At 40.3% G+C, this 12,968-nt stretch carries 13 protein-coding genes; 8 read left to right on the top strand and 5 right to left on the bottom strand.

All coding sequences use genetic code 11. The features are described 5' to 3' along the window. Positions 1-12 precede the first annotated feature (12 nt). Genes H8R91_RS03500 through dinB form a run of 3 tightly spaced genes read right to left on the bottom strand, consistent with a single transcriptional unit; the run spans position 13 to position 2,443 of the window. Complete coding sequence (locus tag H8R91_RS03500) at positions 13-897, bottom strand: SPL family radical SAM protein (protein ID WP_186934877.1); 885 nt, start codon at positions 895-897, stop codon at positions 13-15. 8 nt (positions 898-905) lie between these two features. Continuing rightward, entirely contained in the window at positions 906-1,145 is a 240-nt protein-coding gene (locus H8R91_RS03495; RefSeq protein ID WP_022235181.1) for a hypothetical protein, read from the bottom strand. A 23-nt stretch (positions 1,146-1,168) separates the two neighbouring features. Continuing rightward, positions 1,169-2,443, bottom strand: coding sequence for a DNA polymerase IV (gene dinB / locus H8R91_RS03490; RefSeq protein WP_186934876.1), 1,275 nt, complete (start codon positions 2,441-2,443; stop codon positions 1,169-1,171). Positions 2,444-2,877: 434 nt separating this feature from the next. Here dinB and H8R91_RS03485 point away from each other — a divergent pair, with 434 nt between their 5' ends. Then, positions 2,878-3,138: a helix-turn-helix domain-containing protein gene (locus tag H8R91_RS03485; RefSeq protein ID WP_022235179.1), complete on the top strand. Its 261-nt coding sequence runs from the start codon at positions 2,878-2,880 to the stop codon at positions 3,136-3,138. 122 nt (positions 3,139-3,260) lie between these two features. On the opposite strand, the gene pdxR is transcribed toward H8R91_RS03485, so the two are convergent. Together pdxR and H8R91_RS03475 are read right to left on the bottom strand one after the other, a co-directional pair. Continuing rightward, on the bottom strand, positions 3,261-4,709 hold the full coding sequence (pdxR, locus tag H8R91_RS03480) for a MocR-like pyridoxine biosynthesis transcription factor PdxR (protein ID WP_186934875.1): 1,449 nt from the start codon (positions 4,707-4,709) through the stop codon (positions 3,261-3,263). A 40-nt stretch (positions 4,710-4,749) separates the two neighbouring features. Then, positions 4,750-5,508 (bottom strand): SDR family NAD(P)-dependent oxidoreductase, encoded by a 759-nt coding sequence (locus tag H8R91_RS03475; protein WP_186934874.1) that lies wholly within the window; start codon positions 5,506-5,508, stop codon positions 4,750-4,752. A gap of 193 nt (positions 5,509-5,701) precedes the next feature. Here H8R91_RS03475 and murD point away from each other — a divergent pair, with 193 nt between their 5' ends. From murD to H8R91_RS03440, 7 genes are all read left to right on the top strand, one after another. Next, complete coding sequence (gene murD / locus H8R91_RS03470; protein ID WP_186934873.1) at positions 5,702-7,093, top strand: UDP-N-acetylmuramoyl-L-alanine--D-glutamate ligase; 1,392 nt, start codon at positions 5,702-5,704, stop codon at positions 7,091-7,093. A gap of 7 nt (positions 7,094-7,100) precedes the next feature. Continuing rightward, positions 7,101-8,123: a M20/M25/M40 family metallo-hydrolase gene (locus tag H8R91_RS03465; RefSeq protein WP_186934872.1), complete on the top strand. Its 1,023-nt coding sequence runs from the start codon at positions 7,101-7,103 to the stop codon at positions 8,121-8,123. Then, complete coding sequence (locus tag H8R91_RS03460; protein ID WP_186934871.1) at positions 8,116-9,147, top strand: M42 family metallopeptidase; 1,032 nt, start codon at positions 8,116-8,118, stop codon at positions 9,145-9,147. The genes H8R91_RS03465 and H8R91_RS03460 overlap by 8 nt, the downstream gene beginning before the upstream one ends. Before the next feature lie 17 nt (positions 9,148-9,164). Next, the gene (locus tag H8R91_RS03455; protein WP_186934870.1) at positions 9,165-9,941 is read left to right on the top strand and encodes a GNAT family N-acetyltransferase; all 777 of its coding nucleotides are present in this window, start codon (positions 9,165-9,167) and stop codon (positions 9,939-9,941) included. Between the two features lie 6 nt (positions 9,942-9,947). After that, entirely contained in the window at positions 9,948-11,213 is a 1,266-nt protein-coding gene (locus H8R91_RS03450; protein WP_207722720.1) for a methionine gamma-lyase family protein, read from the top strand. A 292-nt stretch (positions 11,214-11,505) separates the two neighbouring features. Continuing rightward, positions 11,506-12,381 carry a dipicolinate synthase subunit DpsA gene (gene dpsA, locus H8R91_RS03445; protein ID WP_186934869.1) on the top strand — a complete coding sequence of 292 codons (876 nt, stop codon included), beginning with the start codon at positions 11,506-11,508 and terminating at the stop codon, positions 12,379-12,381. Further along, positions 12,378-12,950: a dipicolinate synthase subunit B gene (locus H8R91_RS03440; RefSeq protein ID WP_022235170.1), complete on the top strand. Its 573-nt coding sequence runs from the start codon at positions 12,378-12,380 to the stop codon at positions 12,948-12,950. The genes dpsA and H8R91_RS03440 overlap by 4 nt, the downstream gene beginning before the upstream one ends. Positions 12,951-12,968 lie beyond the last annotated feature (18 nt).

Genomic DNA, 12,968 nt, shown 5'->3' with positions numbered 1-12,968 from the left:
TAAATTATCCTTTTATAAATTATCAAACAAACTTAGCTGTATATTCTGGTTTTCATATTTATTTTCGTATTTGTGAAGGTATGAAAACACCCTGTCAATTCCAAACATAATGCCCTCATTTTGACAGACATTTTCAATCCTTTTCATAAGGTAATCGCTGTTCGGACTTAAAACTTCATATGAATTTCCGTAGGTTCTCATATATCGTTCTTTCATACCGGGGAAAAATCTGTCGAGTTGACTGTAAAAATATTCTCTGTCCCCGTTTCGCAGTGTAACTCCTATGTTAAAGCAAATAATGCCCTTAACGCCCGATTTGACACAATAATCAAGCAAAGCGTCTATATTTTCTTTGGTGTCGTTTATAAACGGTAAAAACGGAGAGAGCCATACAACAGTCGGAATTTTAGCCTTTTGAAATTCTTTCAGAGTGTTTACTCTTTCTTCGGTTGTCGAAACATTGGGTTCAAGAATTTTACAAAGTTTTTCGTCGGCGGTTGTAAGAGTCATTTGCAGTACGGATTTGCTCTTTCGATTAATTTTTTCAAGAATATCAATATCACGCATAACGCTTGACGATTTAGTATGAACGGTAACTCCGAAAGAATATTTTTCTATAATTTCAAGGCATTTTCTCATAATTCTTAAATCCTTTTCAAGCGGAATGTATGGGTCGCTCATAGCGCCCGTACCAATCATACACGGTTTTCTTTTAGACGATAAAGTCTTTTCCAGAAGTTCGGGTGCGTTTTCTTTTACTTCAATATCTTCAAATTTATGTTTCATCTGATAGCAGTCACTGCGTGAATCACAGTAAATACATCCGTGCAGACAACCTCTGTATATATTAATGCCGTTTGAGGCGGATAAAATTCCCTTTGCTTTGACTTTATGCATAAAATACCTCAATTTTCTTTTACTTCAACAAACCATTTATTTTCTTCGAGAAAAATATATCTTTCTTTTCCTAAAATTCTGCAGGTATATCGAATACCGCAACCGCCTGCTTTTAAAGATGTGGCATAGCGTACATCTGTTATGCGGTCGATGGGATAGCGTTTGTTGTCATCCCAGAAAATATAATTCGGTACGAGGCTGCCGTCACAGTCAAATGTTGCAGTAACCTTAACATATTTCTTAAACATAATAGCCTCCGATAAGCGTTAGTTCACAGATAACCGACAGGGTGAATTGTGTGTTCGTCTTTTGGATTAAAGGCAGACAGCTCTCTGTCGGTTAAAAGTGATGCGGGACGAATGATATAATTTCCAAAGCGTTGCTTTAATTTATCCAAGGTTTTATCAAGCTTTTCTTCTGCAATTATTTTTCTTTCGTCCGAAAAAATATCCATTTGTCTGGGAATGTTATTGTGTGCAAAATCCGTAACTGATACGCCGATGCTTCTTAGAGGTGATTTATTGTCAAAATTTTCTTTGAACAGTGCCATAGCGGCTTTTGTAATGTCGCTTGTCAGGGAAGTGTAGGTATTTAAAGTATGTTGCCTTGTAATTGTGGAAAGCCCCGTGTCACGCATACTCACACACACAGTTTTGCCCACAAATCCTTGTTCACGCATTCGTCTGCATACGCTGTCGCAAAGGACATAGGCTATAACCTTGATGTCGTCAAGATTTTTTAAATCACGCACCGCCGTGGTTGAATTTCCGATAGATTTTACCTCTGAATATTCACCGATTCGAGCAACGGGTGAGGAATCATATCCGTTTGCAAAGCCGTAAATCAGGTCGCCCCATTTGCCGAGGTGAGTCCTCAACAGACCGATCGGAGCATTTGCAATGTCGCCTATGGTGTATATTCCTATCTGTTCAAGTTTTTTTCGTGTAGCACCGCCTACATACAGCAAATCGCCGGCAGGTGAATTCCATACAAGCGTCTTGTAGTTATCCCGGGTAATGCAGGTGATTGCGTCAGGCTTTTTGTAATCACTGCCGAATTTGGCAAAAATCTTGTTAAAGCTGACGCCTATGCTTACCGTGATACCGATTTCGTCCTTTACACGCTGTGAAATCTCCTTGGCAATGGTGAGTGCGTCATTTTTATAGTCTTCTGAAATGTCAAGCCACGCTTCATCAAGACCGAAAGGTTCGACCATATCGGTGTAATCGGAGTAAATTCGGCGTACCTTGTCGGAAAACTTCTTGTAAACATCAAGTCTTGCGGGAACAGTCAGAAGTTGAGGGCATTTTTTCTTTGCCTGCCATATAGCTTCTCCTGTTTTTATATTGTACTTTTTTGCCTCTTCGTTTTTCGCAAGGATGATTCCGTGTCTGTTCTCGGCGTCACCGCTCACCGCAACGGGTAAATCTCTTATATTCGGATTTAAAAGACATTCCACGCTTGCATAAAAACAGTTGCAGTCGCTGTGCAGAATAGCACGGTCATTTTTATATAGCTTTGAATTTACTGTGTCACAAATTTTCATACAAAATCATCTCGAACAAATGTTTTATTAAATTATAGAACAGATGTTCTTAAAAGTCAAGAGGTAATTTAAAATTTCTAAATGATTACATTTTGTAACCGTTTGTAACTTTTGTAAAGAATATCTCTTAAATATATGTTTTTATGTATTTAACATCTTTCAACATTCCAAAAAGGAATATTAACATAACTCACATTTTTCCACATATGAACTAAAAATTTAATAATCTGTGAATTATCGACAATATAAATTAACTTTATTTGTTAGTATTCGCTAAATATTATGCTATTGCAATTGAAATTTCAAAAAAATTTCAATTTTTTAAAAATATTTACAAAAAAGTCTTGTTTTTTTTCTGATAAAGTAATATAATAAGTCTACAATGTTTTTAAAGAATTTTAAAAAAGAAATATAAATTTTGGGGAGAGAAAAAAATGAGACTTCGTAAACAGGATTTGGGCGACAGAAACTTGATTGGACACAGAGTTGAGAGCGTTCGTAAGCAAAAGGGAATGAAACAAAAAGAACTCCTTGCTCAGCTTCAGGTAAGCGGAGTAGATATGAACGCATCGGGTCTTTCTAAGCTCGAGGGACAGATCAGATTTGTAACAGATGTTGAGCTTGTTGCGCTTGCAGACATTCTTGAGGTATCTGTCGATTATCTTCTTGGCAGAGATGAGAAGATTAAAAATTAATTTTGCTTGATTGTTTTTATTATATTATTTCCTACCATTAAACAGGTGACTTTACAAAAGTAAGGTCACCTGTTTGCTTTGTGCGGTTGTTTGTGAAATGAGAAATTCGGACTTTAAAAAGTTTACTTTTTCTCTTGCTGTATTACATCGCATATTCTCTTTATACCTGCGTCTATTTTGTCAACGGAAATACCCGAAAAACTTAGGTTCAGTGCATTGATTTCTGCTTTTTCGGGCATTACCGCAATGTTGTTTTCGTCAAGTTTTTTTCGTATTTCGTTATAATCGGAAATTCCTTTTATTTTTACAGAAATATAAAGCGAGGTTTCGTTGAATATTATCTGTGTGTCGCTGCCAAAATACTTATATACGCAGTCTGTTATTTGTTTGCTTTTTTCAAGATAAACTCGCCTTGCTTTTCTTAAATGAGCGTCAAGTCTGCGGTTTTCAAGATATTTTGCAAGTGCGTTCTGCTCGGTTTTTGAGGCGGTCTGATTTATGTACGGGCTGATTTGTCGGTATTTTTTCAGCAGCTTGTCGGGCAGTACCATATAGCTGATTCTGACCGACGGCAAAAGAATTTTTGAAAATGAGCCGAGATATACCGTGTTTTCAATGTCGTAATTCTGTACGCACGGCATAGGGTGTGTACTGTATCTGAGCTCGCCGTTATAATCGTCCTCAATGATGATGCAATCGTTTTCTTTTGCCCACTTAATAAGCTCAAGTCGGCGGCTTACGGGCATACTCATACCGTTTTCCGCAATAAAATTCGGATTTATAAGCACCATATCGGGCTTTATTTTTTCAAGAGAGGATATGGTAATTCCCTTGCTGTCCGTATCAAAATACTTTATATCAAGTCCTAAGGTTTTAAAAATAAATTCCGCCTGAATGTAGCTTGATTTTGCCATTGCAACGGTTTTGTTCGTGCCCACAAGAGAACACAAAAGGTAGAGCAAAAGCTGTGTTCCTGCGCCCACAACAATGTTTTCGGCACTTGTATTTACGCTCCGCACTCCGAGGCTGTATTTTTGCAGTGCATTTCTAAGCACGGTTTCGCCCTGCGGTTCGCCGTACGACATAAGCATATATCCCGTGTTTATTACCTCTTTGACATACTTTTTCCATTCGTCAATATTAATGATTTTATCGTCAATGCTTTTGCCGCTGAAATCGTAGTCATATCTTTTAATGTGTGCAATTGCGGAGCTGTGAGTATTTTCGCTTTTCTTTGGGGCGTTTTCAAACTGTGCCTCAACATAATATCCGCTTTGCGGCTTGTTTTTGATGTAACCCTCAACGCATAGTTGTTCGTAAGCTGCGGATACAGTGGTTTTTGATACCTCAAGTCCGCTTGAAAGCTGGCGCACTGACGGCAGCTTTGTATTCTTTACAAGACTTCCGTTTTCCACGGAACGCCTTATTGATGCGTAAATCTGCATATAAAGCGGAGCAGAAGAAGTTTTGTCAATAATTATAAAGTCATAGAGCATAGTATCACCCTTAGATATTTTAGCATTTAACTTGTTTTTAAGCAATACGCAAAATAAAAAACGGGAGTAAGACAAATCCTACTCCCGTATAAATTTAATTGTATGTGACAGAGTATTAGAGCGACGCACCGAAATCGCTTACTAAAATCTGACCTGTAAGTGCCTTTGAATTATCGGATGCGAAAAATTCTATAATATTTGCAACATCTTCTGCCATACAAGGCTTTATCTTTAAGTCAGCGTGTTTGCTCATTGCACCAAACATTTTCATATCAAGATTTTCAGGCTTCATATTCATAGTCATAGGTGTAACTATTGTACCCGGACAAATTGCATTACAGCGAATGTATTTGTCGGCAAGAAGTAAAGCGGTATGCTTTGTAATACCGATGATTGCGGATTTTGTGGAAACATAAGCAGCGCCGCCACCGCCGTTTACTCCCGCAACAGAAGCAACATTTACGATAGACGAACCCTCTTGCATATATTCAAGAGCCGCACGAATACACTGCATTGTACCGACCTGATTAATTGAAATCAATTTTTGAATTTCAACATCGTCAAACTTATCAATAGGTGCAAGACCGGTGTCGAGAACACCCGCATTGTTTACCAAAATATCAATACCGCCGAATTTATCTACGGTTGCTTTCATAAGATTTTTGCAATCTTCATCTTTTGAAATGTCGGTCAAAACGGTAAGCACATTACCGCCTTCTGCTTTGATTTTAGATGCAACCTCATCAAGAGCCGCCTGACGGCGTGCACTGATTACAACATTTGCTCCGCTTTTTGCAAAGAGCATAGCCGTTGCAGCACCTACTCCTGAATTACCGCCTGTAATTACAGCGGTTTTTCCTTTTAAATTATACATAAATCCTCCTTTTGCGTACTGTATCTGTAAAAATAATTGTATCATATGTACTTGTTTAAATCAAGTTTTTAAAGTCGAAAAGCATTTGCGAAAATTTATATTGCAATATGCTGTTTACGGTTGAATTTTCTGTTATAACAAGGTATAATTAAATATGTATGTAATTCTTACTTTATAAAAAGGGGATAGTTCTATGAACAACTTAGCAGATAAGTTTTTTGAAAGTATAAAGGGTAAAAAAGTCGGTTTTATCGGTATAGGCACAAGTAACTTGCCTTTGATAAAACTGTTTTCGGATAAAGGCGCAGTAGTTTCTGCATATGACAAAAAAGATTTTGAATCACTCGGCGAAAATGCCGTAAAAGCCAAAGAATACGGCGCAGAGCTTGTTTTGGGTGAGGATTACCTCTCAAAACTTGACGGCGACATTATTTTCCGCAGTCCGGGCACACCGTTTTACAGACCTGAACTTGTTGCATTAAGAGAAAAAGGCGTTGTACTCACTTCCGAGATGGAAGTGTTCTTTGACCTCTGCCCATGTAAAATCATTGCAATTACAGGTTCCGACGGCAAAACCACAACCACAACAATTATCTCCGAATTTTTGAAAGCAAGCGGTGTGAATGTACACCTCGGCGGCAACATCGGCAAGCCTTTGCTCCCTGAAATCGAGAGCATTAAAGAGGACGATGTGGCAGTGGTTGAGCTTTCAAGTTTTCAGCTTATTTCAATGAGAAAAAGTCCTGATGTTGCAGTGGTTACAAACCTTGCGCCTAACCACCTCGACATACATAAGGATATGCAGGAGTATGTGGATTCAAAGAAAAACATCGTACTTCACCAGAATGCTTTTTCAAAGGCGGTGCTTAACCTTGACAATGAAATTGCAAATTCTTTCTCTGACAGCGTTCGTGGTCAGCTTGCAAAATTCAGTGTAAAAGAAAGCCTTGCAAACGGCGCTTATCTTGACGGTACAACTGTTTGCTACAGCGACTACGGCAAGGTTACAAAGATTATGGACATCAAGGATATTAAAATTCCGGGTATGCACAATGTTGAAAACTATCTTGCCGCTATTTCCGCTGTATGGGGAATGGTTGATATTGAAACTATTAAGGCTGTTGCAAAGACTTTCGGCGGTGTTGAACACAGAGCGGAGTTTGTAAGGGAGTACAACGGAGTTAAGTATTACAACGATTCCATTGCATCAAGCCCTACAAGAACAGCACTCGGCACGCTCTCGCTCTATGATGAAAAAATCATCATCATTGCAGGCGGTTACGACAAACATATTCCTTATGAGCCGCTCGGCCCTGTAATCAACGATAAGGTTAAGGTTCTCATTCTTCTCGGCGATACTGCTCCGAAGATTGAAAAAGCAGTTGTTGAGGCTGAAAACTACAACGAAAATGAAATTACAATCATAAATGTTACAAATATGGAAGAGGCAGTTGAGGCTGCCGTAAACCACGCCGAAAAAGGCGACATTGTTTCGCTTTCTCCGGCAAGCGCAAGTTTTGGTTTGTACAAGAATTTTGAGGAAAGAGGAAATCATTTCAAGGCTATTGTAAACGCTTTGAAATAATGTGAATATGAAACAGCTTTTATTTGATTTATGCCGCATAGGCGGAGTATCGGGCAGTGAAGAGCCAATCGCAAAGTTCTGTGCCGAAAAACTCTCTGCCTTTGCAGATACAACTATAGATAAAAACGGAAATGTAATCGCTACACTCGGCAATGCAAATGCAGACAAAACAATTTTGCTTGACGCACATCTTGACAGAATAGGCTTTATTGTGACTTCGATTAATGAAAACGGTTTTGTTAAGGTTGCCTCCTGCGGCGGAATTGATGTAAGGGTATTGTCAGACGCTGTACTTGTATCTTGTTCGGACGAGCCTGTTAAAGGAGTGGTATGTTGTATGCCTCCGCACCTGTCTGACGGCGGAGAAGATAAAGCAGCTCCTATTGACAAGGTATGGATTGACTTCGGTTTACCTTATGAAAAGGTAGCCGAGAAAATCAAAATCGGTGATGTTCTTACATTTTACGGCGAACCGAAGGAACTTATGAATAACAGAATTACCGCTCCCGCACTTGATGACAGATGCGGTATTGCCGCTCTTATTAGATGCGCCGAGCTTATCGGTAAAAAAGAACTTTCGTACAAGGTTGTTATTCTTTTGAGCGTTCAGGAGGAAACTTACGGAACAGGTGCGAAAACAGGTGCTTACCGGATTAATGCCGACGAGGCAATTGCCGTTGATGTAAGTTTTGCATCTCAACCCGATGTAAGCGGTCAGTATGCAGGCGTTGAACTTGCAAAAGGTCCGATGATTTGCATTTCTCCGATTCTTAGCAAGGCTATGAGCGATAAACTCATTTCTGTCGCTAAGGAAAAGAACATTCCTTTTCAATATGAGCCTATTTCGGGTACAACGGGCACAAACGCTGACCATATTTCTGTTACAAAAAGCGGTGTTGCTTCTGCCGTTGTTTCGATTCCGCAAAGATATATGCATACTCCGATTGAAGTTATTGATATTTCTGATGTGGAAAATACGGCAGCTCTGCTTGCTGAATATATTATCGGCGGAGGTGCTTTTAATGACTGATTTTAAATTGCTTGAAAAACTCTGCACTGTCGAAGGTATTTCGGGTGACGAGGGCAGTGTAAGAGAAATTATTATAAACGAAATAAAGCCGTTTGCCGATGAAATCAAAACGGATAACCTCGGCAATATCATTGTGTTTAAAAAAGGCAAAAACCGAGCAAAGGCAAAACTTATGCTTTCGGCTCATATGGACGAAGTGGGCTTTATGGTAACGGATATTACTTCTGACGGCTACCTTAAGTTTGATGAAGTCGGCGGTCTTGACAGACGGGTTGTACTCGGCAAAACTGTAACCGTAGGCAAAAATAAGGTAAACGGTGTAATCGGTGTAAAGCCTATTCATTTAAGCAAATCAGATGAAAGAACCGCTGTGCCGAAGTACGGCGAAATGTACATTGATATCGGTGCAACAAGCAAAGATGATGCGCTAAGCGTTGTAAGCTACGGCGACAGTGTGAATTTTAATTCTATATACGAAAATAACGGCTATACAATCAAATCAAAGGCTATTGACGACCGTTTTGGCTGTCTTGCGCTTATTGAGCTTATAAAAAGCGAACTTGAGTACGATATGCACTTTGTGTTTGCCGTACAGGAAGAAGTCGGACTGCGTGGTGCAAAGGTTGCGGCGTACAGCGTAGACCCTGAATTTGCCATTGTTGTGGAAACCACGACCGCAGCGGATATTGCAGGTGTTGAAGAAACAAGACAGGTGTGCAATCTCGGTGACGGTGCGGTTATTTCTGTAATGGACAGACGCACAATTTACGATAAGAGAATGTCTGAAATGGCTTTTGAATGTGCCGAGGAAACGGGTGCAAAGGCTCAATATAAAAGAGCGGTTGCAGGCGGCAACGATTCGGGCGTAATTCACCAGAGCAGAGGCGGAGTAAAAACCCTTGCAATTTCACTTCCTTGCAGATATTTGCATAGCAGTGTTACCGTTGCAAATACAAGCGACTGCGATGATATTTTAAAAATCACTTCAATGCTTGCAAACAAAATTGCAGGCGGAGAATATTGACGAAAGGATTATGAAAAATGATATTGACTGCCGATAATTACGAAGAACTTATCAGCACAATAGAAAGTCTTGATGCACTTGATCCTTTTGCCTGCCGCATAATTTCGCTTTGCACAAGCTATCAGCCTGTACTTCCGTTTGTTGATTATTGGACTGTATTTGATGACAAAACCAAAAATCCGACAGGCGCAATAGCACGAAACGGAACTGATTTTATTTTATTCTTAACCGATAAGTCGGACATAAACGAGGTTTCATCGTTTATGCGTGTTGCAGGCGCAGCCTCGGTGATTTGCAGTAATAAATACAATCTTGATTTGTTCGGATACGAAAAATCGCAAGGTCCTATACTTGTACGCAAAGAAGAATTATCTGAAAGCGATAACTTAAGAATAGATACACCGCAGATAAAAGAGGCTTACGAGCTTATTGCAAAGGCGGCGGATAAATATTTTACTCCGCCGAAATTTGAGGATTTTTATGTGGATATAAACCACAAATTGCGCCACGGCACAATGCGGCTTCTCGGGTTGTATGACGGAAACGACCTTGCGTCTGTTGCAATGACTGTTGCGGAAAGCAGGCAGGGCGCTGTAATCGGTGCGGTTGCGTGTTTACCGAAATTCCGCAACAAAGGATACGGCACATACATAGTAAATCACCTTACAAACATTCTTGTAAAAGAGGGCAAGCGTGTGTTTGTGCATAGGGCAGAGCAGGCAAACAAGGCATTTTACGATTATTTAAAATTCAAATGCTTTGACAGCTGGAGTGAATACCATTTTAAAGGATGATAAATTTTGAGTTTTTTTGATATAGACAACAGAATAATCGAGGCCTCGCAAAAGGCTATGGAGCTTTGCAAAAGCAAACTTGATGAAATTAACGATATTCAGGAATACAATCAGCAGAAGATGATAAAAGCCTTTCAGGAGGCAGGGGTAAGAGAAAGTCATTTTTCGGGTTCAACAGGCTATGGCTATGACGATTTCGGCAGAGATGCTCTCGACCGTGTGTATGCCTATGCTTTTGACGCCGAGGACGCACTTGTAAGACATAACTTTGCAAGCGGCACACATACTCTTACGGTTGCTCTTTTTGGTATTTTAAGACCGAACGATACCATGCTTTCCGTAACAGGTATGCCGTATGATACAATCCGCTCGGCAATCGGACTTGAGGGCAATTATCCCGGGTCGCTAAAAGATTTTGGCATTAACTTTGAAATGGTTGATTTAAAGGCTGACGGCACTGTTGATTATGAGGCGGTCGAGCAGAGAATCAGAGAAGAAAAGCCGAAAATGGTTTATATCCAGCGCTCAAGAGGATACAGCATAAGACCTTCGCTTACATACAGAGAAATCAAAAAACTTTGTGAAATTTCCAAAAAAGCGTCACCAAAGTCAATTATTATGCTCGATAACTGCTATGGCGAGTTTGTTGAAAAGGTTACTCCAATGTCTGTCGGCGTTGATATTATGGCAGGTTCGCTCATTAAGAATGCAGGCGGCGGCATTGCTCCTACGGGAGGATATATCGCAGGTAAAAAAGAACTTGTCGAGATGTGCGCATACAGACTTACAACTCCGGGTACGGGTAAGGAAATCGGTGCAACGCTCGGCAACAACCGTGAACTCTTTATGGGGGCTTATCACGCTCCGTTTGTGTCTTGCGAGGCATTAAAGACGGCAGTGTTTGCATCGGCTCTTTTTGAAATTCTCGGTTATGATACAACCCCTAAATACAGTGAAAACAGGGGAGATATTATTCAGCTTATTATGCTCGGAAACGAAGAAAAGCTTTGCAGTTTCTGCGAGGGAATACAGAGCGGCTCTGCCGTAGACAGCTTTGTAAAGCCCGAACCGTCGGATATGCCGGGTTATGAAAGTCAGGTAATTATGGCGGCGGGTGCGTTTACACTCGGCTCGTCAATCGAACTTTCCGCAGACGCACCGTTAAGAGAACCGTACGCAGTATGGATGCAGGGCGGACTTAATTTCTGTTCGGGCAAACTCGGCGTAATGCTTGCGGCGGATAAGATATTAAAGATAAGCGAAGAAAATTAAAATATAATTTGACATTTTATTTTCACCGAACTGCTCATAATGTATGGGCAGTTTTTTCTTTTGAGGTTTTTTATCAAAAGGCAGAAAGTTTCGATTTAATAATTAAAAAATTTAGGTCAAGCCTTGAAAAGGTCGACCAAACTTTTATAATTGCTTTTCCGATTTATTCCGCTAAACCATAATTTAATAATCTTCCAAAGCATTTAAGACAGAACCTCTTTTAAATAACACATAAATTCCAACTTTGCATAATATACCATTGTAGAGAATAATTATTGTGCGGGTGTTAAAAATGAAAAAATCAGAGCTAAAAGCCTTTGGCATAATTGGTGGAGATAAACGGCAGCTTTTTCTTGCAAAGTCAATATCAGACTGTTGTTACGATGTAATTCTCGGCGGTTTTGATAAGCTGAAAAGCCTCGGTGCGATTGAAATATCCGACATAAAAACCGCAATTTCAAAATCAGATGCAATAATTTTCCCTTTGCCGTCAATTTGTGCGGACGGTACGGTAAACACGCCGTTTTCGGACAACAAAACAAGGCTTGACGAAGAAATGATTTCTCTTTTAAAAGAAAAGCCGATATTTGTTGCTATGAAAAATAAATTTTTAAAAGCATATCCGCAGCTTGCAGACTGCGAGGTTTACGATTATTCGGCAAAAGAGGAATTTGCGGTTGCCAATGCGTTGCTCACCGCCGAGGGAGCGGTTGAAATTGCGATGAATGAGTACGAGGGTACGATTTTTGACAGCAAATGCCTTGTTTGCGGATTTGGCAGAATAGGAAAAATGCTTGCAAAAATGCTAAAATCTCTTAATGCACAGGTCACGGTAAGCGCAAGAAACGAGGTTGATTTTGCGTATATAGACGTACTCGGCTGCAAACACATCAACACAAATGCTCTCAAAAGCGTAAAGGGATACGACCTTGTTTTCAACACAATTCCCGTTATGATTTTTGACAGCGACTTGCTTATGAATACAGACCGCAACACCATTATAATAGACCTTGCCTCACTTCCGGGAGGAGTGGATTTTGAGGCGGCACGCAGGTACAAAACCGATGCCGTTCGTGCCTTGTCATTGCCCGGCAGAACCGCACCAAAGGCAGCGGGAGAAATTATCAGAAAAACGATTTTTAACATAATCAAGGAGGTTTACAGGTGACAAAAGCAACCATTGGCTATGCAATGTGCGGTTCCTTTTGCACCTTTTCACAAGCCTTTGAACAAATGCAGAAGCTTGTTGATTCAGGCTACAGGGTACTTCCGATAATGTCAGGTAACGCCTACTCAACAGATACTCGATTTGGCAAGGCAGAGGAAATGGTTAAAACTTGCGAGGATATAACAGGAGAAAAGGTACTTCACACCTCGGTGCAGACAGAGCCGATAGGACCGAAAAAAATGTGCGATTTACTTCTGATAGCACCTTGCACAGGCAACACACTTGCAAAGCTGTCGCTCGGCGTAACCGACACCTCGGTAACAATGGCGGCAAAATCACATCTGCGTATTCTGCGGCCTGTACTTTTGTGCGTTGCAACAAACGACGCACTCGGAGCGTCTGCGCAGAACATAGGCAGACTTATGAACACAAAGAACATTTATTTTGTCCCGATGCGGCAGGATAATTGCATTAAAAAGCCAAATTCACTTGTGGCTGATTTTTCTAAAATAGAAGAATGTGTAGAGCTTGCACTGCAAGGCAAACAACATCAGCCGATATTTATATGATATAAAACGACAGTTCCG

Source organism: Ruminococcus intestinalis, from assembly GCF_014288065.1.
GTDB classification, from domain to species: Bacteria; Bacillota; Clostridia; order Oscillospirales; family Acutalibacteraceae; genus Ruminococcoides; species Ruminococcoides intestinale_A.
This window is presented reverse-complemented; position numbering and strand designations above follow the sequence as displayed.